The organism is Halorarum salinum, from assembly GCF_013402875.1.
GTDB classification, from domain to species: domain Archaea; phylum Halobacteriota; class Halobacteria; order Halobacteriales; family Haloferacaceae; genus Halorarum; species Halorarum salinum.
Map to the genome: position 1 here is coordinate 3,224,713 of NZ_CP058579.1, position 25,494 is coordinate 3,250,206.

29 protein-coding genes and 1 pseudogene are annotated in these 25,494 nt (G+C 65.3%); 19 read left to right on the plus strand and 11 right to left on the minus strand.

Annotated features, from left to right (window positions below; all coding sequences use genetic code 11):
• Positions 1–138: 138 nt before the first annotated feature.
• Positions 139–366 (minus strand): YgaP family membrane protein, encoded by a 228-nt coding sequence (locus HUG12_RS16265; RefSeq protein ID WP_179269787.1) that lies wholly within the window; start codon positions 364–366, stop codon positions 139–141.
• Between the two features lie 51 nt (positions 367–417).
• On the opposite strand from HUG12_RS16265, the gene HUG12_RS16270 reads away from it, so the two are divergent.
• The 10 genes from HUG12_RS16270 (at position 418) to HUG12_RS16310 (ending at position 5,161) form a co-directional block, all read left to right on the plus strand.
• Positions 418–873: a hypothetical protein gene (locus HUG12_RS16270; protein ID WP_179269788.1), complete on the plus strand. Its 456-nt coding sequence runs from the start codon at positions 418–420 to the stop codon at positions 871–873.
• Positions 874–1,060: 187 nt separating this feature from the next.
• Positions 1,061–1,327: a hypothetical protein gene (locus HUG12_RS16275; RefSeq protein ID WP_179269789.1), complete on the plus strand. Its 267-nt coding sequence runs from the start codon at positions 1,061–1,063 to the stop codon at positions 1,325–1,327.
• Complete coding sequence (locus HUG12_RS16280; protein WP_179269790.1) at positions 1,324–1,926, plus strand: DnaJ domain-containing protein; 603 nt, start codon at positions 1,324–1,326, stop codon at positions 1,924–1,926. The genes HUG12_RS16275 and HUG12_RS16280 overlap by 4 nt, the downstream gene beginning before the upstream one ends.
• Positions 1,919–2,230 (plus strand): SWIM zinc finger family protein, encoded by a 312-nt coding sequence (locus HUG12_RS16285; RefSeq protein ID WP_179269791.1) that lies wholly within the window; start codon positions 1,919–1,921, stop codon positions 2,228–2,230. Before HUG12_RS16280 ends, HUG12_RS16285 begins: the two co-directional genes overlap by 8 nt.
• Positions 2,230–2,367, plus strand: coding sequence for a hypothetical protein (locus HUG12_RS16290; RefSeq protein WP_179269792.1), 138 nt, complete (start codon positions 2,230–2,232; stop codon positions 2,365–2,367). The genes HUG12_RS16285 and HUG12_RS16290 overlap by 1 nt, the downstream gene beginning before the upstream one ends.
• Before the next feature lie 102 nt (positions 2,368–2,469).
• Positions 2,470–2,640 (plus strand): hypothetical protein, encoded by a 171-nt coding sequence (locus HUG12_RS16295; protein ID WP_179269793.1) that lies wholly within the window; start codon positions 2,470–2,472, stop codon positions 2,638–2,640.
• A gap of 64 nt (positions 2,641–2,704) precedes the next feature.
• The gene (locus tag HUG12_RS16300) at positions 2,705–3,691 is read left to right on the plus strand and encodes a tyrosine-type recombinase/integrase (protein ID WP_246308069.1); all 987 of its coding nucleotides are present in this window, start codon (positions 2,705–2,707) and stop codon (positions 3,689–3,691) included.
• 162 nt (positions 3,692–3,853) lie between these two features.
• Positions 3,854–4,144 carry a DUF7563 family protein gene (locus HUG12_RS22210; protein WP_449405258.1) on the plus strand — a complete coding sequence of 97 codons (291 nt, stop codon included), beginning with the start codon at positions 3,854–3,856 and terminating at the stop codon, positions 4,142–4,144.
• Between the two features lie 108 nt (positions 4,145–4,252).
• Positions 4,253–4,531 (plus strand): hypothetical protein, encoded by a 279-nt coding sequence (locus HUG12_RS16305; RefSeq protein ID WP_179269794.1) that lies wholly within the window; start codon positions 4,253–4,255, stop codon positions 4,529–4,531.
• Between the two features lie 48 nt (positions 4,532–4,579).
• Positions 4,580–5,161: a rhomboid family intramembrane serine protease gene (locus tag HUG12_RS16310; RefSeq protein WP_179269795.1), complete on the plus strand. Its 582-nt coding sequence runs from the start codon at positions 4,580–4,582 to the stop codon at positions 5,159–5,161.
• Between the two features lie 116 nt (positions 5,162–5,277).
• Here HUG12_RS16310 and HUG12_RS16315 read toward each other — a convergent pair whose 3' ends face one another.
• The 4 genes from HUG12_RS16315 to HUG12_RS16330 all read right to left on the minus strand — a co-directional run bounded on the left by HUG12_RS16315 (position 5,278) and on the right by HUG12_RS16330 (position 8,453).
• Positions 5,278–6,381: a DUF5305 family protein gene (locus HUG12_RS16315; RefSeq protein ID WP_179269796.1), complete on the minus strand. Its 1,104-nt coding sequence runs from the start codon at positions 6,379–6,381 to the stop codon at positions 5,278–5,280.
• Positions 6,378–6,803, minus strand: a complete 426-nt coding sequence (locus HUG12_RS16320) for a hypothetical protein (protein ID WP_179269797.1) — start codon at positions 6,801–6,803, stop codon at positions 6,378–6,380. Before HUG12_RS16320 ends, HUG12_RS16315 begins: the two co-directional genes overlap by 4 nt.
• Positions 6,804–6,880: 77 nt before the next feature.
• Positions 6,881–7,882 (minus strand): signal peptidase I, encoded by a 1,002-nt coding sequence (locus HUG12_RS16325; protein ID WP_179269798.1) that lies wholly within the window; start codon positions 7,880–7,882, stop codon positions 6,881–6,883.
• Positions 7,883–7,898: 16 nt separating this feature from the next.
• Positions 7,899–8,453, minus strand: a complete 555-nt coding sequence (locus HUG12_RS16330) for a hypothetical protein (RefSeq protein ID WP_179269799.1) — start codon at positions 8,451–8,453, stop codon at positions 7,899–7,901.
• 441 nt (positions 8,454–8,894) lie between these two features.
• On the opposite strand from HUG12_RS16330, the gene HUG12_RS16335 reads away from it, so the two are divergent.
• The 4 genes and pseudogenes from HUG12_RS16335 to HUG12_RS16350 all read left to right on the plus strand — a co-directional run bounded on the left by HUG12_RS16335 (position 8,895) and on the right by HUG12_RS16350 (position 12,059).
• Complete coding sequence (locus HUG12_RS16335; RefSeq protein ID WP_179269800.1) at positions 8,895–9,623, plus strand: response regulator; 729 nt, start codon at positions 8,895–8,897, stop codon at positions 9,621–9,623.
• Between the two features lie 15 nt (positions 9,624–9,638).
• Positions 9,639–10,427 (plus strand): hypothetical protein, encoded by a 789-nt coding sequence (locus tag HUG12_RS16340; RefSeq protein ID WP_179269801.1) that lies wholly within the window; start codon positions 9,639–9,641, stop codon positions 10,425–10,427.
• A 542-nt stretch (positions 10,428–10,969) separates the two neighbouring features.
• Positions 10,970–11,449 (plus strand): histidine kinase, encoded by a 480-nt coding sequence (locus tag HUG12_RS16345; RefSeq protein WP_179269802.1) that lies wholly within the window; start codon positions 10,970–10,972, stop codon positions 11,447–11,449.
• 2 nt (positions 11,450–11,451) lie between these two features.
• A pseudogene (locus HUG12_RS16350) lies at positions 11,452–12,059 on the plus strand (thioredoxin family protein).
• A 409-nt stretch (positions 12,060–12,468) separates the two neighbouring features.
• Here the strand turns inward: HUG12_RS16350 and HUG12_RS16355 are convergent.
• Together HUG12_RS16355 and HUG12_RS16360 are read right to left on the minus strand one after the other, a co-directional pair.
• A complete protein-coding gene (locus tag HUG12_RS16355) occupies positions 12,469–14,910 on the minus strand; it encodes a PAS domain-containing sensor histidine kinase (RefSeq protein WP_179269803.1) in 2,442 nt (813 codons plus the stop codon).
• A 587-nt stretch (positions 14,911–15,497) separates the two neighbouring features.
• Positions 15,498–15,929 carry a type IV pilin gene (locus HUG12_RS16360; protein ID WP_179269804.1) on the minus strand — a complete coding sequence of 144 codons (432 nt, stop codon included), beginning with the start codon at positions 15,927–15,929 and terminating at the stop codon, positions 15,498–15,500.
• 174 nt (positions 15,930–16,103) lie between these two features.
• On the opposite strand from HUG12_RS16360, the gene HUG12_RS16365 reads away from it, so the two are divergent.
• A complete protein-coding gene (locus HUG12_RS16365; protein ID WP_179269805.1) occupies positions 16,104–16,925 on the plus strand; it encodes a hypothetical protein in 822 nt (273 codons plus the stop codon).
• A 23-nt stretch (positions 16,926–16,948) separates the two neighbouring features.
• Here the strand turns inward: HUG12_RS16365 and HUG12_RS16370 are convergent, their stop codons facing one another.
• A complete protein-coding gene (locus HUG12_RS16370) occupies positions 16,949–18,178 on the minus strand; it encodes a GNAT family N-acetyltransferase (protein ID WP_179269806.1) in 1,230 nt (409 codons plus the stop codon).
• Positions 18,179–18,286: 108 nt separating this feature from the next.
• On the opposite strand from HUG12_RS16370, the gene HUG12_RS16375 reads away from it, so the two are divergent.
• The 3 genes from HUG12_RS16375 to HUG12_RS16385 all read left to right on the plus strand — a co-directional run bounded on the left by HUG12_RS16375 (position 18,287) and on the right by HUG12_RS16385 (position 19,816).
• On the plus strand, positions 18,287–18,541 hold the full coding sequence (locus HUG12_RS16375; protein ID WP_179269807.1) for a hypothetical protein: 255 nt from the start codon (positions 18,287–18,289) through the stop codon (positions 18,539–18,541).
• A gap of 94 nt (positions 18,542–18,635) precedes the next feature.
• The gene (locus HUG12_RS16380; protein ID WP_179269808.1) at positions 18,636–18,884 is read left to right on the plus strand and encodes a hypothetical protein; all 249 of its coding nucleotides are present in this window, start codon (positions 18,636–18,638) and stop codon (positions 18,882–18,884) included.
• A 56-nt stretch (positions 18,885–18,940) separates the two neighbouring features.
• The gene (locus HUG12_RS16385) at positions 18,941–19,816 is read left to right on the plus strand and encodes a homoserine kinase (protein ID WP_179269809.1); all 876 of its coding nucleotides are present in this window, start codon (positions 18,941–18,943) and stop codon (positions 19,814–19,816) included.
• Here the strand turns inward: HUG12_RS16385 and HUG12_RS16390 are convergent, their stop codons facing one another.
• The 3 genes from HUG12_RS16390 to HUG12_RS16400 form a co-directional block, all read right to left on the minus strand.
• Positions 19,817–20,332 (minus strand): thiol-disulfide oxidoreductase DCC family protein, encoded by a 516-nt coding sequence (locus HUG12_RS16390; protein ID WP_179269810.1) that lies wholly within the window; start codon positions 20,330–20,332, stop codon positions 19,817–19,819.
• 182 nt (positions 20,333–20,514) lie between these two features.
• Complete coding sequence (gene pdxS, locus HUG12_RS16395; protein WP_179269811.1) at positions 20,515–21,420, minus strand: pyridoxal 5'-phosphate synthase lyase subunit PdxS; 906 nt, start codon at positions 21,418–21,420, stop codon at positions 20,515–20,517.
• 110 nt (positions 21,421–21,530) lie between these two features.
• A complete protein-coding gene (locus HUG12_RS16400; protein ID WP_246308071.1) occupies positions 21,531–23,939 on the minus strand; it encodes a hypothetical protein in 2,409 nt (802 codons plus the stop codon).
• A 25-nt stretch (positions 23,940–23,964) separates the two neighbouring features.
• Between HUG12_RS16400 and gpmI the strand changes: the two genes are divergently transcribed.
• Positions 23,965–25,491: a 2,3-bisphosphoglycerate-independent phosphoglycerate mutase gene (gpmI, locus tag HUG12_RS16405; protein ID WP_179269812.1), complete on the plus strand. Its 1,527-nt coding sequence runs from the start codon at positions 23,965–23,967 to the stop codon at positions 25,489–25,491.
• Positions 25,492–25,494: the final 3 nt, after the last annotated feature.

The following is a 25,494-nucleotide window of genomic DNA, read 5'->3' on the forward strand; positions in this document are numbered from 1 at the left end:
CGATGAGTCGGAGGAGGCGGCGAGCGCCGACTGCGAACCCCGGCTCGTGACCGACGGTGGTCAGACTGCGAACGGCACTGATCGCTGCGGTACCTCGATGGAGAGGATAGAACCAGTGTCAGAGACGGCGAGAGAGCCTCAGCGATTTTGGCAGGTGTTGATCCCAAGAAGAGCGTTTGCTGGACACCACTGTGCGAACACGTTGACCGAGAGTTCGGCGATTGCGTACACAGTCAGGAGTTCCGAAAGGGTGATGGATCGATCGTCGATCTCCTGCTGTCTGGAGGAGCGAAACAAGTTCCACAACAGAAGCACGCCCAGGACGGCACGGACGAGACGATCGGCGCCGCATACGTTCTTCTCCATACAGTCGATACGCTCTGATCGACAAAAATTCCTTCCAGGGGGTGTGGAGGCGTGAGGTACCTCTGTCACTACCCGGCGGAGAGCCCGAAGGGGATCTGTTTCGACTGGCAGATATTCGAGGTGCTCTGGCGACTCTACGAGAACGAGGAGGAGCGCGGCCCGCTCGAGGGCGGCGTTCTCCCCGAGCGACTCGCCGAGGAGTTCGGCGCCTCGCCCGACACGATGGCCCACCGCCTCCGCGGGATGCAGCGCGAGGGCGCCGTCACCCAACTGGAGACGTGGAACTTCGACTCGGGCCTGACGAAGAAATCCTGGGCGCCGGTCGCGCTGATCGACGACGTCGTCTGCCCGACCTGTGGGAAGATCGCGAAGGACGTCCAGCGCTCCGGGCCCGGCGACGTCCGCGCCTCCCCGTGTGGCTGTCCCGTCACCCCCGAGGAAGCGCTCGCGATCTCCGGAACGCGGCCCATCGTTTCCGACGGGGGCGTTCCCGGAGGTGACGACTGATGGCGTGCAGTCGCTGCGGGCGGCAGTGTGCTGGCCGGCGCTGCGCGCACTGTCTCCGCGAGAAGAACCAGGAGGAGACCCGACAGTCGGGCGCGTTCGATATGGAGTCGTTCGAGTGTCCCAAGTGTGGAGGCGAAACGAGCGGTCGGAACGTCGTCTGTGCCAGCTGTCGCGGGGGTGCTGCCTGATGGCGCTGTTCGACCTCAACGACGACAAGGAAGACCAAGAGGCATCGAAACTCGCCATCGAACTCAACTCGGTCGATGCCGTCCTCGGGGCGGGGCTCCAGCAAGACGAGGCGGGAACGTACGTCGAGGCCGTTCTCGACGAGGACCGCGATCGCGTGCCGGCCTCTATCGTCTGGCCGACCTACAGCGCCGAGTTCGGGATCGCCAACGTCTCCCCGCAGGGGACCGGCGACGATCGCCATCTCGTCGTGGAGGTTCGACCTTGACCGCTCTCGACTGGCCGGACGGCTTCCCGCGGACTCCGGCTGGAGAGCGGACCTCGTACCCGGGCGGCTTCGAGGTGAGCCGGGCGACGGCGTTCGACAGCATCCTCGAGGAGCTGGAGAAGCTCGAGGCCGCGAACCCTCGCATCGAGACGGCCGCGCCGCACACGGCGAAGCACCCGCACCGTCCCTACGCGGACCGCGACCCGGAGGACCCGGGCGTGGTCGCCTACTACGACAAGGACGGCCAAGGATTCGCCGTCGCGTGCGACCGCTGGGACAACCTCCGGGATAACGCTCGCGCGGTGGCGCTGTACATCGACGCGAAGCGCGCGATCGATCGATACGGCGTCTCGACGGTCGGCAGCGAGTTCCAGACCCAGGCGCTCCCCTCGGGTGACGAGGACGATGTCGTGGTCGCGGGGAGCGGCGAGGTCGCGGCGCCGCACGAGGTGCTGGGAGTGTCTCCCGATGCGCCCGACAACGTCGTGAAGGCGGTCGCGCGCCGTCTGAGCGCGGATGTCCATCCGGACTCGGACTCCCCGGACGTGGAGAAGTACAAGCAGGTCCAGCGGGCCAAGGAGGTGATGCTCGATGCCTGAAGAGCGCGACGTTCGGGCGGCAACCGAGCGCCTCTTCGTCCACGACGTCAAGGAACCCGGCTCCTATCACGTCTACTCGGGGAGCTACCCGTTCATCGTCGACGTCGTCTCGGGCCGGTGTACCTGCCCGGACGCCCGCTTCCGGCGGGCGACGTGCAAGCACATCCGGCGCGTCGAGATGCTCATCGGCGAGCGCGACCTCCCGGAGCTCCCGCGGCGCCGGCTCGACCCGCTGCTGCTCGAGCGCTGCGGCGCCGGTCGGGCGCCGTCGGAGGCGACTGTCGCGACCGGAGGTGAGGCGTGATGTTCCATGTGTGCTGTCGCGACTGTCCCTTCGAGGGGCTCGCGAGTTCGTTCGAGCAGGCAGAGCGCGCCGTCGACGCTCACGGCGTCCTCGAGGAGGATCACCGTGCCGTCTTTGGTGAGGTGGACGATGTCTGAACCCAGCTACAAGGGGACGATGGACGTCGTCTGTGGGAGTTGTCGGCAGCGGTACCCGGCGGTCCGTCATCGGTGCCCGAACTGCGGACGCGGGAGGTTGCGATGACCGAATCACTCTCCTGCGGTGTCTGTGGTAGGTCGGTCCCGCTCGACGAGGACCACGTCACAGTGAGCGTCGAGGCGATTCGTATTCGTGACCGGGACAATCGCGACGAGTACGTCCTTCACTGGCGGTGTGCCGAGTCCGCCTTCGGGGGGTGGCTGAAACCGTGAGCGACCAACTCGAATCTGGAGTCGGGCAGTGACCGATCTTACGCCGATGACGCCGGGCGCCGCGATGGATCTCTACCTCGAGCACCGTCGCGACGAGGTCGTTGCCGAGACCCTCCGGTCACACGAGGCGCGGATCTCGAAGTTCGTCGAGTGGTGCGACGCAGAAGGAATCACCAATATAAACGACCTTGACGGGCGGACGCTCCACGCGTTCCGAGTCCACCGTCGTGAGGAGGCTGGCCTGAAGCCCGTGACCCTCCAGGGGCAACTCTCGACGTTGCGCCAGTTCCTCCGCGTGTGCGCGGCGATGGACGCCGTCCCGGAGAACCTTCACGAGAAGATCCTCCTTCCGACCGTTGGGAAGGGCCAAGGGACGGACGACACGCAGCTCCCCGCTGGGCGCGCAAAGGCAATTCTCGAATACCTCGGTACGTATGAATACGCCAGCGTTCAGCACGTCACACTGCTGCTCGCCTGGCGGACGTCCGCCCGACGAGGTGGCCTCCGCGCGCTCGACCTTGGAGACTTCGACCAGGAGGACGATGCGCTCGAATTCCGGCACCGGCCCGCGACCGACACGCCGCTGAAAAACGGCGAGTGGGGCGAGCGGGATGTTGCTCTCCTGAAGGGCGTAGCTGACGTCCTTCGGGACTACATCAACGGGCCTCGCCACACCGTCCAGGACGAGCACGGACGCGCCCCCCTAATCACTACCCAGCGTGGGCGGCCGTCCGTATCGACGATCCAGTCCTGGGTTTACCGCGTAACCCGACCCTGCGTGATCGGCGAGCCCTGCCCCCACGATCGCGACCCTGACACGTGCGAGGCAATGCGGTCCGACCTCGCGAGCAAGTGCCCGTCGTCGCGGAGTCCGCACCAGGTCCGGACGGGTTCGGTAACGACGTTTCTCGACGAGGGGACGCCGAAGGCGATTCTCAGTGACCGAGTAGACATGACGGAGGACGTAATGGACGAACACTACGACCAGGGGACGAAGCGCGAGAAGATGCACCGCCGGCAGGAGTACCTCCGCGGGGGAGACGGCTCATGATGCATACCCAGGGTCGGCGGCAAGCCCGATGGGTGCATCCGCGTTGGCCCATATCCGTCCCGACCGTTCTTCGGTCGGGAGGAATTGGGGCCGTCGGCTCCCCAGCCACCCAATTTCCGCGTTCTAACGGATCTGAGACGGCGAGCCTGCGGTTAGTTCGGGATGCATCGTTCATACCCCCAGCGCCATCCATCGGTTTTCGTTAGCCGAACGGAGGTGTTCGGCGTGAGCCACGTCTGGCCCGGTGCAGCCCGGCCCGCGGCCGAGTGCCGACACTGTGGCGAGCACGTCCCCGAGGGCTTCCGCCGCGTCTTCGGAGACGAGCAGGGCCGCGCGCATCGCTGTCCCAACTGCGACAGCAACCGTCTCCACCGCGGAAGCGCGGCCGGCCGTGAGGTAGACGTTCCCGACCCGGAGACAAGTCCGGGGCGGAACGGAGGTGAACCCGCGTGATGTTCGTCCGGACCACCGGACAGTACGACCTCGGGAGCGCCTCGCGGGGATCCTGTCCACTCGGTCGACTCCGAGGACATCATCGCCGCGATCGAGCGCCCGAACATGATGCCCGACGACGCCGCCTATCACCGCGGGATTCTCCCGCTGCTCGATCTCCCCTCGTTCGGCGAACCCGATGAGGATCCACCCCAGGAGGCCGCCGCGGGACGGCCCCGGTCGGAAGGTTCCTCACCGGACTTCGACCTCGCGCGATTCGATCGAGTACTCCCGATGCAACGGTCGGCGGGCGTCCCGGTCGAGCGCCGCGAGCGCAGTCCTACGAACAGAAAACGTAGTATTTCCGGTATATGCGTCCTCGAGATTGGTGTTCAGACGATAGAATGAATGCTGATTCCACGATGTATTTGTCAAGAACGGTCAAGGTAGGATTCAGTGAGCATCGATAACTTTCCCCGGACGCTGGTCACCTTCACCCTAGCGGGCATTATGCTGTTAGTTTACGTCGTTAATCCGGCAATCGCGGAATTGTCCTACATCTTCCTTGCACCGTGGATGCACTCGGGATGGCCGCACTTTTGGAATAATCTGTTCATCTTTGTCCCGTTAGGAGCGTGGGTTGAGAACAGAGTTGGATGGTTGACCTTCCTCACGTTCGCCATTATGATTCCCTACCTCGCACTCTCTGCACCCGTCGCTTTCGGATACGGTGAGTTATCGAGAGGAGCGAGTGGATTGACGATGGCAGTATCGGGGTACATTGTTCCTGTCTCGTTAACGAACCTCTCCGAGCGCTTAGACTCGATCAGTCTTGAGAGACGGGAGCTTTTCGTCTGGGGGTTGAAACTCCTAATTGTACTGTACCTGGCTGCAGATGCGTATATGACTGTGAAGCGGTTTTTCGGATTCGAACCACGTCCAGATGGCGTGGCAGTGTCGGCTCACTTCACAGGCTTGGTCACTGGTTTACTTTGGTTTGCGTGGAGGGGAGGGAGGCACGGGATTTTCGACGCATAGTAATGGAACAGATTTGGTTCACGAGGGAAGAGAGTTCACAAACGAAATCGGTGAAACGATCGCTTCCGCGAATGGGCCGTTCATGGAACTCCCCGTAGCATACCGTGCAAGAGGGATCACGGTGGATTTCCGTCCGACGAACCATTCTGATCGCGCTCATCACCCTTCGCGGATTCATCCGTTGTCATAGGCTCCGACGTCCGTTCCGGCCACGGAGTTCCCTCACCGTAGTAATAGACGATCTCTCCGTCGATCACCGCATACGCGTCCTTACCGAAGTCCTGGATCACACGCTTTCCCATATCGATTCCGATATCGACGAGATCCTCGAGGGAGTCAACTTGCACGTACTGACTACCGATCCCTGGTGATAACGTCCCTTCAGAGATCCATTCGGCGTACCGGTTCTGGTGGATTTGGTCTTCGACTGCTCCCCACTGTTCCCGTCGACTGTACAGGCCCCCGACGACTCCAGCGATAAGAAGCGCAGTTACGCCTATTCCAGCGGGAATCGCGTACGCGGACGTGTCTCGTGTGGGAACCACGACTTCCCGCGTTTCCGGTGTACTTTCCGTTCGTTCGAGAGTGAGCGGGTCGATCTCGTACGAACGCTCGGAGAGTTGGAGTGGAGTCGTCCGGTTGAGGGTCCCTGAATACTGACTCGTTTCGTACGATGTCCTCACGCGGACGAACACGCGGAGTGAGCCATCTCTCCCGAGTTCGTTTTCGATGGGTCTTACCTGCTCCTTGAGCTGAGGGACGTTGATCTTCGTCGACGTCGTCACTGACCCATTTGATGTCGACTTCCGACTCCGCTCGAGGTCGCGAGTTTCCTGCCAGAACGCATCCTCATTGTGCGCAGCCTGCATCACGAGTTCGACGTGCTGATCCACTTGGACCGGCTGATCGGCAGGTACAGTCGTCTCTAAAGTGAGCGTGAGGTTCGGAGTAGCGGCTATGAGATAGATCGGCTGGTTCTCCACACGTTCGCCGGAACGATACAGCGCACTATCCCCAGTGACGACAGCACTCGGGTGGAGCGTCGACCGAATCGTTTGCTCGTTCGTCTGATCCGTGACGGTGGTCGTCGGCGGATGTGCGTATATCCAACCTGCCCCTCCGATGAACAGGACTCCGATCACGGCGAGAACGGCTGCCAACTCTCGGCCGTAGTCGGAAATGAATAGTTTCGTTCGCGCGAGTCCGGGGTATCGGATCATTCGTTCACCGGGGCACTCCTGTCTGGTGCCGTCACTTCAAGTCCCGGCGCGGACGCATCGACATAAAAATACACGGTTTCATCCGTGAGAGAAGCGTCGTCCGGAATCTCGATTTGCACCGTCCGTTCTGTCCCCTGCGTGAGCGTGAACGAGGTGGCGTTACCGACCACCGTTCCATCGACGACGAGGTCGCCGATGTGTTCGGAGTCATCGCGAAGGCCCACGGTGATCGTAACGTCTCGCCCCAGCCGATTGGTCACGGTCACGAGGGAGCTAGTCGAGTTGATGAAGACTGATTGAGCAACATCGAGGGAGTGAGCACCGAGCTCGTCCGAAGTCACGTCTACGGCCGAATTTCGCGGTGCGTCTACGGTCGTAAAGGACGCCGTCGCCATCCCCCCGCTTCCCATCACGACGGACATCACGAGGACGCCACTCGCCAGCATGATCAACGCCGGGAACGTCGCGTTCGATCCGCGGCGACGGGAACGACGTTTCCTCATCGATCCCTCCCCCCGAGATGGGATCGCCGTCGAGACCGCGATGACCGAAGCGGTTGCTGGCCGTCGAGAAAGAGCGCATACAGGATGAAGAACGGCATGAACAACACCCCGACCGTCGTAAACGACGCAACTACGGGGTGAACGGAATGCAGCGTCTGGATCGTGCGTTCGGGAAGAACCGCCGGATATCGATAGACGGTGATGCTCGTCGTGTGTGCCCCACGTTCTGTCGGACCAGGAATGAACACCTCCGCAGAGATAGACGACGCGTTGGCGGTCTGATTCTGGATCGTCATTCCATCAGTGCTCACCATTCGGTGGGTGAACGGAGTGGATGGAACGGCGATCAACACGCTCTCCGTCGTGTTCTCCCCAATCGAGAGGGTATTTTGACCACCAACTGTGCCATCAACGGCCACGTACGTCAGGTCGTGACTGATCGCGCCGACCAGCAGAACCACTATCCCTCCAAAGATGGCCATGGCAAACAACGGGAGAAGTACGTCGTTCACTCGTACGAAGGATCGGTCGGGGCGAGCGCTTGAGCCGAATAGCAGGCCCCCTGCTATTAGGAGGCCAGCGACACCCAGAACGGTGAGACGGTGCGTGGTCACCAGTGAGATGAGTGTTCCGAGTGCCGGAATGGTAACCGGATCACCGTTTACGGTGAGAACCGCACCCACAACGTCCTCGCGTTGCACGTGCTGATACCCGGCGGCCTGATCCGTGACGTCGTTGTTGTCGCCCTGTGTGAGCAATCCGGCGTCAGAGCGTCCAACGACACGGTGTGTGACGTGCTCTTCCCGCTCGGAAGACCAGAACACGACGATATCTCGCTGCTCGATGGTCCCCTCCGGAACGACGATGTACCCGTCGTTCTGCCCGATCGTGGGTTCCATACTATCAGAATATACGTACGACACTTGGACCGGGGACGCCGGCGTCGTGACTAAGATAGCTACAAAAACGGCGATTATGATGACGATACGTCTAAGCACGAATCCTGGATTCCGCTTAGGCCGAGATCGTCAGCGTCCCGGAGAGATCGGAATTGCTGGTGAGCCCGTGGGTGTCCACGACGATGACGACGTAGTACGTATCACCAGAGGCGACACCATTCAGGTTGACCGCACCACTCTCCTCGCTCACGGTAGTCTGGAGCACGCCTGTGTCATCGTACACCTGGAACTGGAGGTTCTCGTCGTCGTCCTCGCTGTCGGTACCACTGTATTCGAAGGTGAAGTCGTGGCCTTCGGCGTCGAGGTTGGTGAGGTTGAACGCGTACGATTCGTTCGCGTTGGCCTGGTCACCGAGCTCGAAGTGAGCCGCTGTGTTGACACCGCTTGCGCTTCCGTTCGTGAAGTCGATCTCGAGGGCACCGGATGAATTCTGGTAGACGAGGTCACCAGAGTTCCCGTCCTGAAGTGCGATGAGACCCGTATCGTCGTTCACGACGTTGACGTTCGCAGCACGATCGACACTCCCGCTCGTATACGCACTCGCCGCGAACGCGCCGGATGTGACGACAAGCATGACAGCAATCAAACCAATCTTGATTTTGGTTGACATTGCGTTCTGCAGAAGTGTCTTGTAATATAAATACCCACTCACCAAATTATCAAAACAGAGTTCCTTACGTCTTGATTACTGATTCTTAATCGTCCTAGATTAGGGCATCTAGGGAACTTTAATGAACGTATTGGGGTTCCACACTACGGTCCTCCCATGGGAAATATTGTTATTGATATTTGACGCGGGCCCAAAAGAGGGAGGGATGATTATCGCCCTCCGAAATGTGACATCGTGTTTTCAGCTGTGCTTTTAGGATCAGTGTTACGGGTCTCAAACTGTCAGAAACCAATGACTGGCTTCGGGAGCACTCTGTTATGGATGGATCTCTAGTAGCTTTCTGATTAAACAACCCGCTCATATACTCTAGTTATAATTCGTTGAAAAACAACCGATTATCGTAAATACTGTTGTCGGTTTCCGGTTGGTACAAGAATCCAGATGACTAGATCCCCGCAACTCGCCGTGCTCGCGGTCGATGACGACCCCGATTTTGGGGAGTTAACCGCGTTGTCACTCGCGCAGGAGGATTCTCGTTTCCAGGTTCAAACGACGACGAACGCGATCGATGCGCTCGAACTGTTCGCAGAATACGATGTCGACTGCATCGTCTGCGACCGCGAGATGCCGGAGATGTCGGGACTCGACCTCCTCCGGGACGTCCGCACACTGGACGAACACATTCCGTTCATCCTCTTCGCCGGCCGCGGAAGGGAGGAGATCGCCAGTGAAGCGATCTCGGCAGGGGTAACGGACCATCCCCAGAAAGGGAATGGCTCTGACCAGTACACGCCTCTGGCGGATCGTATTCGCGATGGCGCTGGTTCGTTTCGGGTCGAACTCGAGCGCCAACTCACCATTGACTGGGTGACGGACGCGCTCATCGAGGTGGACCCGGGCTGGGAGATCACAGCCGTCGACAGTAAAGCTGAAGCGATCTTCGAGATGGACGCAGACGAGATGCTCGGCCGTAACCTCTGGGACGTGTTCCCGAAGGCGGTCGAGACGGATCGGTACGATGCGTATCGCGAAGTGGGGAAGACCAACGAACCGACGACGGTCGAGGGTTACGACGAGGAGACTCGTCTTTGGTCAGAGAATCACGTGTATCCTGAATCCAGTGGTGGGCTCTCCTTCTCCATCCGGGATGCGATCACACTGACGGAGTAGACGGCTCCTGGTGCAATGACTGTCACAGAACTCACGGACGAATTCAGCGTACTTCTCTTGGAAGAGAGTTCGACACACGCGGATCTCTTCGAGATGTGGCTTGAAGGCGTACAGACGAAGCGAGCAGCGAGACCACGGGATATATTTCGAGTGTTCGATTCGACCGTCGCCGTCGCCTGTCTCTCTCAGTCGGTCCTCGGGGAGGACGAACCGGACATCCGCCGGTTCATCTTGAACCGCAATCCGTACTGTCAGCTCATCCTGATCGCGTCGTGCTCCTCGCCCGACATCCTGTATGAGCAGCACTACGACGCGACGATCGTGCGCCCTACGTCCAGAGAGGAGTTCCAGACGGCCGTCGAGAAGCGGCTCACGTATGGGATGTACAGCGCGCTCCTCGACGAGTTCTATTCGTTGAACGCCGAACTCGTGTCGCTCGAGCGAGCTGGGGACTCCGAGGTCGACCTCGACCCGGATGCACTGCAGAAACGGCTTCAGAGGGTGCGAAAACCGCTGAACCAGCTCACTGCTGCGATTGACCACGCCGATACGAAGGCGTTACTTCAGAGTCTCAACCTCCACCGGAAGTACCTGACTGAACCAGCCCAGGCCATTGATTCCGAGCCGGCGTCCAAGTATCATCCGAAGGCGTGTCCGAACTGTAAGTTACCCTGGGGGGTCGACCACAGAAACGACCTGGGGAAGGGGTTCACGTCGATTGGCGCGTACGTCTGGCGGTGTAGCCGCTGCCACGACATCACTCATGGGTCGAGTCCCAGCGACCGACGTGTCGCTCGCCGGTAACAGGCCGGGAAGGTAGATCAGCAAGGAATCCAAACGAGCCCCGGAATCCCTCACATTGAGTTACTGAGGGACTTCCGGGACTATGCGAGATCCGGCAGATTCCGTACGCGGGGAACGTTCACGTTCCCACATACGGACGCTTTCACCGCACCCGTCCTGCTCACCTCTTCGTCGGTACATGGTAGTTCTCCGTCCACGGGCATGACCAACTCCACACGGAGTCGCCCTGACCGCCGCTCCTCCCGGGCGGTCAGGGCGACGCTCGCTCCGACGGCTACGGCGCGAGTTCTATAACGAAATTTGCGCGATGGCCCACATGTTGGCTCGGCCCCTCTCGTTTTCTCTCGCCGAGGCGGATCGGTTGGCGGAGACCGTTCGCGGATGGTTGAGCGATCTGCACCTCACTGCTGTCGGTCGATCGTGGCGCCTGAAGGCTCCGGGGCTAGGAGTTCTCCCCGGAGACGCCTATAGCTATTCCTGTCGTGTGATCTCGACGCCCGAGTGGCAAACCTGCTTGCTCGTGCCACGTCAACACGCACCATATGGCTTCGGAGACCGTCACCGACGTCGAGCGAAGGGGTATCACCGGACACGGATGGGTCAGTGCGGCGCTCGCGGGCATCGTGGGTGGGATCGCCTTCGGGGCGATGATGCAGCTGATGATGCCGGACGTCCTCGAGATGGCCATTCCGAGCCTGTACGGGCTCGGGCCGGGGCTCGCGGTCGGCTGGCTCGTCCACCTGTTCCACAGCGCCGCGTTCGGGCTGGTCTATGCGGCGATCGTCCGGCTGGATGCGCTCGCCGCGTACGCCAATCGGGTCACCACGGGGGCCGGTCTCGGAGTCGCCTACGGCGTGCTCGTCTGGCTGTTCGCCGCGTCGGTCGTCATGCCGCTGTGGGTCGGCGCCGTCCTACCGATGAACCCGCCCGTGCCCGACTTCAACCCCGCGAGCCTCGTGGGCCATGCCGTCTTCGGCGTGCTCCTCGGCGCGCTCTACCCCCTCCTCGCGGCACGCGTGTGACTCTGGTCGAACTCGAATCGCGGGACGTACTCGACGGGGGTGAGGAAGCACCGGATTTCGAACTCCGCTGAACCGACGGCGAACGGTACGTCCTCGCGGATTTCGAGGAGTACGAAGCCGTGCTCCTCGTGTTCGTCCGTAACCACTGCCCCACGTCGCAGTCGAAGTTCGCGGAACTGAACCGACTCACGGAGGGGTACGACGAGGTAGCCGTCGTCGGTATCGATCCCGACGACCCGTCGGAGTATCCCGACGACGACGTCGAAGCGATGGTCGAGAACGTCGAAGCGGGGCGCGTTCGCTGGGACGCGTACCTTCGTGACGACGCGCAGTCCGTCGCCGCCGCATGCGGCGCGACGTGCACGCCCGATCCGTTCCTCCTGAAGAACGCCGACGGCACGTTTCGGCCGGCGTACCACGGTCGCCTCGACGACGCGCTCGTTCCGGACGAGGCGCCGACGGTGCGCGAGATGAAGGGGATCATCGATACGCTGAGGGGATCATCGATGCGCTGCTGGCGACCGGGGAGGTCGACGCGGAGTTCCGACCGTCCCGCGGCAGCTCCATCAAGTGGCGCGGCGGGAACGAACCGGAGTACCGGAACCGGTAGACCCGTCCGAGATCGGTTTCATTCGTCACAATCATCGATCCGGGCGGTTCGCGGACAACGTGTTAGGATCGTCGACTGAATCCTCCATCCCCGGTACGCCGTTCGTGACGGATGGCGGGTGAACAGGTGATCGGCATCCCACGTCGTTCGACCGTACGTGGCGACTCGTGGGGCCAACCGATCTATAGCGATTCCCTCGAACACCCAGGTCTCGGCATCCATTCACGGGGAGATCGCCAGGTCGCTCGGCGAGTGTGACGCTCTACCTGCTTTAATCCGATCGACGATGGCTGCATCAGTTGCCGAGCGCATCCGCGAAGTCACCATCGGAGAGGATTCGTTACCGATCTGCGTGATGAGATACTCGCCGTCAGCGATTCAACACGATGTGCAGTCGATCAGCGACGAACTAATCGGACGTCGTCCGTGCGGGTAGCGAGAACGAGAACGTCGTCCCGTCACCCGGCTTCGAGTCGACCCAAATCTCGCCTCCATGGCGCTCGACGATTCGCTTGCACATCGCGAGCCCGATCCCCGTTCCGGCGTGCTCGTCGCGACTGTGAAGGCGTTGGAAGATCTCGAAGATGCGATCCCGGTGATCGAGGTCGATGCCGATCCCCTCGTCGTTAACCGATAGGATCCACTCGCCGCCGACTCGTTCGGTCGACACATGGACTCGGGGTGGAGCATCGCCGCTGTATTCGATGGCGTTCTCCAGGATGTTCTGGAACACTTGGTGGAGTTGGATGGCGTCGCCCTCGACCGTAGGCAACTCTTCGCTCGTGATTCGGGCGTCCTGTTCCTCGATCCGTATCTGAAGATCGGCTAGGACGTCCTCGAGGACGGCATCCAGGTCGACCGGTTCGAACGGGTCCCCCTCCGTTTCAACCCGGGAGTATTCGAGCAGAGCGTCGATCATCTCGCTCATCCTGTCGGCACCATCCACGGCGAACTCGATGAACTCCCTCCCGTCCTCGTCGAGTGCGTCGGCGTAGCGACGCTCGATCAACTGGAGGTAGCTCGACACCATCCGGAGTGGCTCCTGGAGGTCGTGGGAGGCGGCGTACGCGAACTGTTCGAGGCGCTCGTTCGAGTCCTGCAACTTACGCTGGAAGGTCTTCCGTTCGGTGACGTCCCGCGCCACGCCTACCATCCGCGTCGAGCCGTCCTCGTCCCGGATGGGCCGACCCGGAACTTCGATCCACCGCTCTTCCCCGTCCCGATCGATACGGATCTCGTCGGACTTCGGCTCGCCGGTTTCGAGTGATTCCCTGATCCCCTCTTCGACCTGCTTTCGGTCGTCCGGATGGACGATCTCGATGAAGTCATCCCAGTTCTCGACGGAGGTCCCGTACAACGACTCCGCCGAGGGATGGAACGACGTCCGATTTCGGTCGACGTTCCAGTCCCAGACGATCGCATCCGTGGCGTCGAGGGCAAACTCCATCCGATCCCGGACACGCTGGAGTTCCCGTTCGCGTTCTTTTCGCTCGGTGACGTCCTGGACGGCCCCGCGGAGCGAAACGACCTCCCCGTCCTCGACGTCCGGCTCACCGATGATTCGGAGCCAGCGCACGTCGCGGCTGGGCGTTCGGAACCGACTTTCTACATCGAAGGGTTCGCCGGATCGAAGCGCCTCTTCGACGGAACGTTCGACGATCGGTCGGTCCTCATCGTGGTAGACGTCGAGAGCTTCGTGCAGTGGCGGCTCTTCGTCGGAGGAGACCTCCAGAATATCGAAGAGGTGGTCGGTCCAGAACACGCCACGCGTGTCCGGGTCGATCTCCCAACCGCCGATGTCCGCGATGCGTTCCGCCCGCTCCAGGAGATCGTACACCCGTTCGAGCTCCCTTTCGCGCACTTTGCGTCGGGTAACGTCCTCGAAATACACGGAGAGGCCGGACTGGGAGGGGTACACCCGGACCATCGTCCAGACGTCGAGCGGCTCCGAGTAGCGCTCGAATCTCATCGGTTCCTGCGTCGTGAACGCCTCTTCAAACCGCTCGAAGAGCGGGTCCGATTCGTCGACGTCAAACACGTCCCACGGTCTCCGACCGATGAGGTTCCTTGCCGGCTCGCCAAGGTACGCTACGGCGTGATCGTTCACGTATTCGTACCTGAACTCGTCGTCAAGCGCGTAGAAGGCGTCGCCGATTCGCTCGAACACGTCGTCGAGTTCCCGTTCAAGTTCGTCCCGCTGGCGTTGGAGCCGCTCGGCCTGTTTTTCGAGTTGCTGCTCGTACTCACGCCGATCAGTCATGTCCCGCGTGACCTTGGTGAATCCCCGGAGCGTGCCGTCGTCTCGGATGGCAGTGATCGTGACGTTCGCCCAGAAGCGCGAGCCGTCTTCCCTGACCCGCCATCCTTCGTCCTCGACGCGGCCCTCGGTCACGGCGGTTTCGAGATTTCGAGCGGGAACGCCATCATCGACGTCGTCGTCGGTGTAGAACGTCGAGACGTGTTTGCCAACGATCCCCGCTTCGGCATAACCCTTGATCCGCTCGGCGCCGTCGTTCCAGCTGATGATTCGGCCCTCGGGATCGAGCATGAAGATGGCGTAGTCCTTGACCGCTCTCACGAAGGCCCCGAGCTGCTTGCTGGCTGCATCTTGACGACCTCTACCACCTCCCTCGGTGGTCCACCAAACTCGGATCGAACCATCGATCCGTTTGCTTTGTAATTCACCCCGTTCGGCGAGTTCCTCGAGATGACGGTGCGCTGTCTCCGGCGTACAGCTGAGGAACTCGGTGACTTCCGTGATCGACACCGGATTCGTCGGCGGCTCTAATTGGCTGAAGAATCCACGGAGATCATCGATAGACGTCCCTGGAGGTGGGTCCGAGGTTCCCATCGTCCCTGCTTAAAGCGTGAGGGAATAAGCTCTTGGTGGAACCGATGTCGTTCCGTTCAGGCCTGAGAATCCCAACGAGATGCACGCGATGGATCCCCCTCGGACTTTCCACCGGAATTTGATAACGAGGGGCGTTAGCGACTCTACCCGTACGTGGCGACTCGTGGAGTCGCCTGAACTGGAGTGATTTCCGAGGCTCGATTACTCTCAGGAACCCGAAGTCGCGTGGCCCCTTCGCCGATGGGTCAACACCCGCTTCGAGCGCCACCTTCGCAGCCTCGGCAGAACTCCCCTTCCGGGACTGGCTCGAGATCGCCGGATGTCGGAACCAGCGACACTCGAGGCCCCACGGAAATCGTCACGAACGTGACCGTCCAACGAACGTCCGCGTCGTCGACGACGTCGATCGAAACCCACCGAAGGGACTCGCGACCGCGCACCGTGTCGCCGCGCCGCTCGTCGACGGGGAGGGGACCGATCGCGAAGGGGAGTTCGACGACCTCGACGACGGGGACGCCGCTTTCGTCGAACCGACGAGCCTTCGGCCCGGAACGAGAAGACGAAAACCGTCCTCCGGGACGGGGAGGTCAGTTCGGCGTGCTACCTTCCGCGAGCGCCTGGGAGTTGCTCCCATCGGGTGAGGTCCAGATCACGCTCACGTCCGTCCCGTTATCGACGGGATCGAGCGTGGCGGAGCTCCCGGTGCTGATGCCCGCGTCCTCGAAGTCCTCGAATCCCGATTCGTTCGTCCCGTCGCTCAGCGTGACGTTGTTCGCGTTATCCTGGCTAATGGTGGCACCGCCCCTGTGAGTCGCCGTCACGTTGTACGAGTTCCCGCCCGTTTCGTCGTAATCGAAGTCGAAGTTCGCGTTCGGCGCGGTGTCGCCTAAACTGTTCCCGAGTCCGAGGACGAACGTCCCGATAACTGCCGCGAGAATGACCGTGATCGCGACCATGAGAATGACACCGATGACGGGTGAGACGGCGCGACCGTCCGTGAAGACCTCCGTGAGCTTCATTTCCTACCTGTATTGAAATGTAGCTAATATAAATGTATTCGTCGGAACGTTTGTGGCGTCGGACCGCCGTGAGCCCGTGAAACCGCCCTCCGACGCGCCCTGGAATCCGGAGGCAGAACGTCCCGATCGATGCCGAGACACTTACGGCCCCCTCCTGCGACGGCCCTGACACGAATGGCGACGCCCTCCACCCCCGCGGACCCCGTAGACGGCGCCGACCGGCCCGACGGCTACCTCGATCACCTCTCGCGCGGCGCCGACGCCGTCGGCGAGGCGCCGTACCTGATCCTGGTCACCCTCTGCAGCGCGCTGCTCGGGTTCGGCAGGGCCGACGCGGTGGTCGAGAGCGACCAGTTCGTCTCGCTCACCCTCGGGCTCCCCTCCCCCACTCCCGACGTCTGGGCGTTCCTGAACGCCGCACCGCCGGTCGGCGTGACCGAGGGCGTCGTTCGGACCGTGGGCGCCGGCGAGGCGGGGGCGTTCCTCCTCGGGGCCGTCGTGCGCGCCGCGCTCGGCGCCGGCCTGCTCGGCGTCCTCGCCGGCGTCATCGGCGAGCGCGAGCGCCCCCCGTTCCCGGCGGCCGTCCGCCGACACTTCCTCCCGGTCCTCGTCTACGAAGTCGTCGTCCTGTTGGGGGTTCTGCTGCTCGCGCTCCTCGCGGTCGCAAGCGGCGGGAACGCGGCCGTCGTGTTCGTCGGCATCCTGCTCGGACTCGCCGTCCTGTACGCCATCTACGGGGTCCCCTTCGTCGCCGTCGTCCGGAACTGCGGCTTCGGCACGGCGCTGGACCGCACCGTCTCGCTCGCCGGCACGGCCCCGTACGCGCTGTTCACCGTCGGATACGCGCTGACCGTGCTCGCGTTCTCGCCCGTCGTGAGCGTGCTGGCGTACGGTGGCGGACTGCCGGGACTCCTCCTCGCCGCCGTCGTCGCCGCCCCCGTCGGAGCCGTCCTCGCCGGCGCCGTCACGTCGTTCTTCCTGTCCGTCGCCGAGTGAGTCGACCGACGCGATCGACCGACTCAGAACCCCTCGCGGAGGAACGGCTCGGTCCTCGGGAACGCTGCTTCGAGCGTCCCTTTCGCATCCACGCTCCCGGACGCGACCGTCACGTGGCCGAGTTCGACCAGCCGCTCGACCGGGTGTGAGCCGACGGCGAGACGCGAGAGCGCGCCGATCCCGATCGACACGTCCGGCTCCGCCTCGGCTGGCTCGCACGCGGCCGTCCCGCCGTCCACGGACAGCCGAAACGTCCGGTCGTTCCACTCGCAGTGATCGTCGGCCACTGCGAGGACCACCTCCCCGTCGACCCCCGTCGGGTACTCGAGCGCCTCCAGTCCGGCACGGACGTCCACGAGCCTGAACATCGGCCCCGGCCGTACCGTCGTCTCGACGGCCCTCGGATCGCCGAGCCGATCGAAGAGTCGAACGTCCGCCCGATCGACGATCCGAACGCGCTCGACCTGCGAGTCGTGGTTCCGGCAGAACCGCAGGAGGTGTCCGCGCGCGTCGTCGTCGACGCCGACGAACTCCCGGACCTCGAGGGTCTTCCCGTCCTCCTCGCCCTCGTCGGCGGCGACGGAGTAGACCAGATACCCCCGGAGCCGTCCGTCACGTTCCCAGCCGTACACGAACGGGTCGACCTCCCACGACTGGAACACCCTGGTTCGCCACCAATCCTCGGTCCGATCGAGCGCGAGCGGCTCCGTCGCCGCGGCGCCGTGAACGGCGTCGAGCCGTTCCCAGTCGTCCGGGCGGAGACGAACGAACTCGCCGGCCGGCTCGGGCACCGCCCCGTCCAGATCCCCCGGCGGGACCGTCAGGCGCGAGTAGTCGTTCACCCGCGCGTAGCCGAGCCGCCGGTAGAACGGGTACTCGAACGGCCACAGCGCCGCGAACGCGACGCCCTCCGACCGGTACTCCGCGTGGAGCGCCGCGAGCATGGTACGCACGACGCCCCGCCGCCGGTGTTCGGGCGGCGAGGCGACCGCCGACACGCCGCCGAGCGGACGAAACTCCCCGCGGATCCGGGCACGGAAGTCGTACGAACCACAGACGGCGAGCAGGTCCTCGGCCTTCCGTTCCTCGACCGGCGTTCCCGGTGCGGCGTCGTACATCCCGCGCCGCCGGAACGACGCCGGACGGTCCGGCCCCTCGCGGTCGGGATCCGGCCCTCGTTCGGGCGCGAACGCGTACGAGAGCGTTCGTCCGTACGCCTCCTCGTGTTCGGCGGGGACCTCGGCGTACTCCATGGAACGCGTCGAGACGCCCAGCTCATAGCCCTTTCGCGGGGTAGCGACATGAGGACACTCGGCACGCCGAACCGAGGGGTTCACCTGTCGGGCACCCCGACGTGGGGTATGAGCGACTCCGACGACGGGTGGCGTGCGCGGGTCACGCGAGACCGCCTCCTCCTCGCGACCGTCCTGCTGGTCGGCATCGCCGGAACCGGGATCGTCAGACGGCTGCTTGGCCTGATCGGCTACAACGAGCTCGGTCGGATCGTGTTCATCCTGGGCTACGGCGGCACCGTGTTCGTCGTCTGGTACGGGTGGATCCGGCCGCTCGACATCACCGGGCCGAGCGGCCGCTCCGACCGCGACCGGGAGGAGTGAGCCGTCCCGCGGCCGTCTCCGCCCGCGATACGGCCGGAACGGTGCCGAAAGAACGGAACGTTAATGCGGGCCCCGAAGCCACGTCGTGGTAAGAATGCTGCCGCTACAGGTCATCGACAGTTTTCTGCTCGATTACAACGTTGGGCAGGCGCTCCTGCTCGGGTTCGTTCTCACGACGGTGGCGACGCTGCCGCTCTCGCGGAAGGTGCTCGCGCTCAACACGATCCTGTTCGGCGTCGTGTTCATGCTGACGCCGCAGTCGCTCGTCCCCGTCCACTACCTGTTCCTCGGGATCGTGCTCGTCGTCGTCGGCCCGCTCCTGTACGTCACGGCCCGCGACTAGCGGTACCGTTCGGTCGAACGCGAACCCTTTTCCCCGCGCTCTCACATCGCTTCGCCATGGTCACCGCCCGCGCACCGGCAACCAGCGCGAACCTGGGGAGCGGGTTCGACACGTTCGGCGTCGCGCTCGAACGTCCCGCCGACGTCGTCACCGTCGAGCGCGCGGACGAGACGTCGATCGACGTCACGGGCGCGGGCGCTCAGTACATCCCGGAGGACCCGGAGGGGAACACGGTCGGTGCGGTCGCGGAGGCGCTCGACGCCCCGGCCCACATCAGCATCGACAAGGGCGTTCGCCCCGCGTCGGGGCTGGGTTCGTCCGCGTCGTCCGCCGCCGCGGCCGCCGTCGCGCTGAACGAACTGTACGAACGCGGATACTCACGCGAGGGGCTGGTCCCCGTCGCCGCGAAGGGGGAGGCCGTCGTCTCCGGGGACGCCCACGCCGACAACGTGGCACCGTCGCTGCTCGGAGGCTTCACCGTCGTCCGCGGCGACGAGGTGACCCGTATCGACGCGGACGTCCCGCTCGTGGCGTGTCTCCCGGAGGTAGCAGTCTCGACGCGAGACGCTCGCAGGGTGGTGCCCGACTCGATCTCGATGGACGACCACGTCGAGACGGTCGGGAACGCCGCGGCGCTCACGGCCGGGATGTGCCGGTCGGACCCGACGCTCGTCGGCGCCGGGATGGACGACCCGGTCGTGACGCCGGCGCGCGCCGACCTGATCACCGGCTACGAGTCGGTTCGCGAGATCGCGTTCGAGGCGGGCGCCACCGGCGTCACCGTGAGCGGCGCGGGGCCGTCGCTGCTCGCGGTCTGTCACCCGGAGAAGTGCCGGGCGGTCGCCGGCGCGATGGTCGAAGCGTTCGCCGACGCCGGCGTCGGCGCGCGCGCCTACCAGACGCGCGTCGGCCGCGGGGCGACGCTCCTGTAGCTACCCGGACCCGTCGAGCCCCTCGAGCGCCCGTTCCGCGAAGCGTTCGCGGAGTTCAGGCGGCGGAAGCTGGCACTCGTCGGTCCGGCCGAACACCCGATAGCGATTGGCCGCGACGAGGTCGTAGGTGGCGTCGCGCAGTCGCTCGGGGAGGAACAGGAGCGGCCGGAACAGCGGCCACGGCCCGTCGAGCCCCCGGGCGACGCGGAGTGCCGCCGTCGACTTCTCGTACGCCTCGTCCCCCTCCACGAGCACGAAGGAGTCGAACTCCCCGGCGTCGATGCCGTGTCGCTCCAGCAACGCCCGACCCACCGCGGACTGGAGCGGCGCGAACCGGAACGTTCCGGCGTCGTCGAACCGCACGACGAACCGCACGATCCCGTTACAGAGGTTGCACACCCCGTCGAACAGGAGGACGGGGTGCTCGGACGCGTCCAGGTCCGCGAGCGGGTCCTCGACGGCGTCGTCCGCGGACCCGCCCGTGGAGCCGTCAGCTTCGTCGTCCACGTCGCTCATCGTCTGGGGTAGGCCGTGCTGACGGATGAATCTGGCTGGCAGGCGGCGTCGACCTCCGCCGGGCGGCGTGCCGCGCGACCGCGGACCGCCCGGCGGCGACTCGTCAGGTCACGGGGGAGATGGCCCCGTCATCGGTCAAAAGGGTTCGGCAGCGGTCGGGAGGTGGTTCGCGATCGCGCGCCCTAGACGCCGCGGCCCTGGAGCTTCTCCTCCTCGGGCATCGTCTCGTTCGCCTGGCCCTTCATGCCCCGTCCGATCCCCTTCGCGATCTCCTTCAGCGTCTCGGGGTCGTCGTAGTTGTTGACCGCGCGAACGACCGCCGAGCCCATCTTCTCGGGGTCCTCGGCGCCGAAGATGCCAGACCCGACGAAGATGCCGTCACAGCCGAGCTGCATCATCAGCGCGGCGTCCGCGGGCGTCGCGATGCCGCCCGCCGCGAAGTTGACGACCGGCAGTCTGCCCATCTCGGCGGTCTCGTGGACCAGCTCGCGGGGCGCCTCGTTCTTCCGGGCCCACTCGTCGCGTTCCTCGAACGCCATCCCGGAGAGCTGTCGGATGGATCGCTGGATCGACCGCTGGTGGGTCACGGCCTGGTTCACGTCGCCGGTGCCGGCCTCGCCCTTGGTGCGGATCATCGCGGCGCCCTCGTCGATGCGCCGGAGCGCCTCGCCGAGGTTCCGGGCGCCGCAGACGAACGGCGCGGTGAACTCGCGCTTGTCGATGTGGTAGCGCTCGTCGGCCGTGGTGAGCACCTCGGACTCGTCGAGCATGTCGGCGCCGGTCGCCTCGAGGATCTGCGCCTCGGCGGTGTGGCCGATGCGACACTTGCCCATCACCGGAATGGACACCTCGTCGATGATCTCCTCGAGGAGGCCGGGGTCGGCCATCCTCGCGACGCCGCCCCGCTTGCGGATGTCCGCCGGAACCGCCTCCAGCGACATGACCGCGACCGCGCCCGCGTCCTCCGCGATGCGCGCCTGTTCCGGCTCCACCACGTCCATGATGACGCCGCCCTTCTGCATCCGCGCGAACCCCCGCTTCACGAGGTCGGTCCCGCGCTTGAGGTCTTCCAGATCCGTCTCGGTCATACCTGATGGTACGAGGGCGCACACTTAACGAGTGCCCTTCGACCGGGGCGTCGTTTCGATGTGACAGTCGACCTCCCAGTCGACTCCGAGCGTCCGTATCCGGACGGGCGCTACGACGAGGCGTCGAGCGCCTGTTCGACGCGGCGTTCCGCCTGCGCCACCCGTCGTTCCACGAGCGACGCGAGCTCGTCGGGGACGTCGTCAGTCCGTTTCTCGATCGCATCCGTGATGGCGTCGAGCCGCCGTCGGAGCCCGCGAAGCCGGCGGTCGGCGGACTCGTCGTTGCCGTTCTCCGCCGCCGACGCCGCCCGGTTCGCCTGTTTCGTCGCCGCGTCGAGCGCCCGAAGGAGACCGTTCAGCCCGGCACCGCCCCCGCCGCCGGTTCCGGCTCCGTCGTCCGGCGTCTCGGTCGGGGTGCGTGCCGGCGGTTCCGTCGTCACGGCGTCCGGGTCGTCGTCCTCGCCCTCCTCGGTCCCGCCGTCCAGGTCGGTCCCTCCATCTCCCTCGGTCCCGTCGAGCACCGAACCCGCGGCGTCTGCCGCCGCATCGGCTCCCCGCTCGACGGTATCGTCCGCGGGCGACGCCTCGTCGATGGCGCCGATGCCGCCTCGCGCGACGGCGTCCGTCTGTGCGAACGTCTCCGAGAGTAGCGAGTCGAGAAAGCTCGACAGCGACGCCTTCCCCGTGCGGAGTTCGGGGACGGTCGCGGTGGTCTGCTCCGGGTCGGGGTTGACGCGGAACGCGCCGACCTCCCCCGCCTCGTCGGTGACTTCGGCGGTGTACGCGCCGGCGCGGTGGACGTACACGCCGAACGAGCCGTCCCCGTCCCGCGGCGGTCGGCCGGCGAACACGGGACCCGCGAAGTCGTCCTCGACGGCGACCGAATCGGCCGTCGGCCCGTCCGCGCTCGCCGCCACGCGCAGTTTCACGGCGTTCCGGTTCGCCGGCAGGACGACCTCGCCCTCCTCGCCGGCCGCGGTCGGCGTCCCGTCGTCCCGGTGGTCGATCTCCTCCGCGTACGGCGCGCTCCCGGGAGCGTTCACCGTCAGGCGGTGGTCCCCCTCCGGGACGTCGCGGAACGCGGCGACGCCGTTCCAGGTCGGCACCGCCGTCGGCTCGGACTGAAGCAGCGCCACCCCCTCGACGCGCGCCTCCTCGGTCTCGACGCCGTTGTCGCCCGGCGCGTCGTCGGACTCGGTCGCCTCCCTGAGCACGGCGACGACGCCGCCGAGGGGGCCGGTGACGTCCAGGTCGTAGCGGTCGGAGAGCTCCGCCCGGTGGAGCGGGTCGGTCACGTCCGCGATGGGGTTCGAGAAGCGCTCCTGCTCCCACGGGAGTTCGACGGTCGTGAGGTGAGCCGCGAGCGCGTCCTCGGCGAAGCCGGGGACGGCGAACTCGAAGCTCAACTGCGGCCCGGCGAACGCCGCGAGGTGGGTCACCTCCTCCATGCGCTCCAGCGCGTACGCGTGGTCGGCCTCGTCCGCGTCCGGGTCGCCCTCGAAGCGGAACTCGAGGCCGGTCTCGCGGCCCGGGAGGCCGTCGGGCGGGCTCTCGTACTCGTCGAACCCGCGCACCGTCAGCTCCGACGGGACGAGGTGCTCGCGGGTGACGTTCGGGAGCTCCGGGAGGTCGTAGACGGGGGTGCCGTCGAGTTCGGGCACGACGTACGGCAGCCTGAGGCCCTCGTCGCGCGGCAGACCGTAGGCGGCCGGGACGTCCACGAGGTCGAGGACGCTGTTGGTGATGTCGGCGATGCCGCCGTCCAGCGGGAACCGCTGGAAGGAGTCGCGTCGCTCGTTCACCCCGAGCGCGCTTGAGTGGCTCCCGACCTCCGAGATGACCGCCGGCCGCTCCGTCTCGGGGTCGAGGAACTCGTTGTTGGGGACCGAGCGCGAGTGGGAACTGGCGACGAACAGCGACGGCGACCCCGTCTCCAGGTCGACGAACACCTGCAACAGCTCCCAGTCGTGCCAGTGGAAGTTGACCGAGAACTGGTCGAACGCGGAGTACATCCAGAACTGGACGACCCCGAGGTCGGTCCCCTCGTAGGCGAGCCCCCGGTAGAACACGGTCGGCGCGGGCGGCGCGCCGGTTTCGGTCAGGTCGCGCGAGTAGCCGTCGAACGCGTCGAACCCGTCGACGACGGGGGCGCCGTCGCTCGTCGACTCGTACTCCCGTGGGTCGGTCGGGAACCACGCCTCGCCGGCCCCGAAGTGGAGCGCGGGCGCGAACCGCTCGGCGTAGCGCCGTTGCGTCTCCTCGTCCATCCGGTCGGCCGGCGGTGCCGACCCGGAACCGGTACCCGTGCTCGTCGCCCGCGCTCCCGCCCCGATCGCCGCGGCGCCGACCGCACCGCCGGCCAGCAGCCGTCGGCGTGTGAGTTCCACGCTCGTCTCCCCCTCTCTGTCGAGCGTCTCGACCCCCCGACCCATAGGTCCGTCGAACCGGCGGGCCGACGGGGTGGCGTCGCTCGTTCGAGCCGACGGGACGGCGTCGACCGTCCGAACCGACGAAGTCATACGGCGCCGAGCGGACGAATACGGTATGAGAGCCGCGCTCGTCGTTCTCGACGGGTGGGGGCTCGGCGACCACGACCGGCTCGACGCCGTCAGGACCGCCGACACCCCCACGTTCGACCGGCTACGCGAGACGGGGGCGTTCGGGACGCTGACCGCCTACGGGCGGTCGGTCGGCCTGCCGAACGACCAGATGGGAAACAGCGAGGTCGGCCACGTCGCCATCGGCGCCGGGCGAACGGTCCACCAGGAGTACACCCGCATCAACGACGCCATCGCGGCCGGCGAACTGGCGACGAACGACGCGATCTCCGGCGCGTTCGACTACGCCGGGGAGCACGGCGGTCGCGTCCACCTCGCGGGGCTCGTCAGCGACGGGGGCGTCCACTCGGACCAGGAGCACCTCCACGCGCTGATCGCGGCGGCCGCGGACCGCGGACTCGACGCGGTGACCCACGCCTTCACCGACGGTCGCGACACGGCGCCGAAGTCCGGCGCCGGCTTCCTCGCGGACCTGGAGCGGGTCGTCGCCGAACGCGGGACCGGCGACGTCGCGACGGTGACGGGCCGCTACTACGCGATGGACCGTGACCGGAACTGGGAGCGGACGGCCCGCGCCTACGACGCCATCGTGAACCGCGAGGCCGACCACGAGGCCGACTCGGCGGTCGAGGCGGCCGAGGCGAGCTACGAGCGGGGCGACACCGACGAGTTCGTCGAGCCGACGCTGGTGAGCGGGGGCCCAGCGCTCGCCGACGGCGACGCCGTCGTGTTCTTCAACTTCCGCGCGGACCGCGCGCGCCAGCTCGTCCGGATGCTCGCGGACGTCGGCCCGCCCGAGTGGGAGGCGGCGGGCATTCGGACGGACCCGCCGGACGTGCGGGTCGCAACCATGACCGAGTACGACGCGACGTTCGGACTCCCGGTCGCGTTCGAACCGGAACAGCCGGAGGACACGCTCGGGGAGGTGCTCTCGGAGGCGGGGCTCACGCAGTTCCGCGTCGCCGAGTCGGAGAAGTACCCCCACGTCACCTACTTCCTCAACGGCGGCCGCGAGGTGGAGTTCCCGGGCGAGCGCCGGGAGATCGTCGAGTCGCCGGACGTGCCGACCTACGACCTGCGACCGGAGATGAGCGCCGTCGAGGTGACCGACACGGCCGTCGACGTGATCGGGAGCGACGACCCGGACGTGCTCGTGCTCAACTACGCGAACCCGGACATGGTCGGCCACACGGGCGACTTCGAGGCCGCGGTCGAGGCCGTCGAAACGGTCGACCGCGAACTCGGGAGGCTGGCGGCGGCGGTCCGGGGGGCGGGCGGCGCCCTGCTCGTCACGGCCGACCACGGCAACGCCGACGACATGGGGACGCCCGAGGAGCCCCACACGGCCCACACGTTCGCGCCGGTTCCGTTCGTCTTCGTCGACCCCGACGGCACCGACGGCGGCCGCCGGGTCCGCACCGGAGGGTCGCTCCCCGACATCGCGCCGACGCTGCTGGAACTCGTCGGCGTGCGGAAGCCGGCGGCGATGACGGGCGAGTCGCTCCTGGAGTAGCAC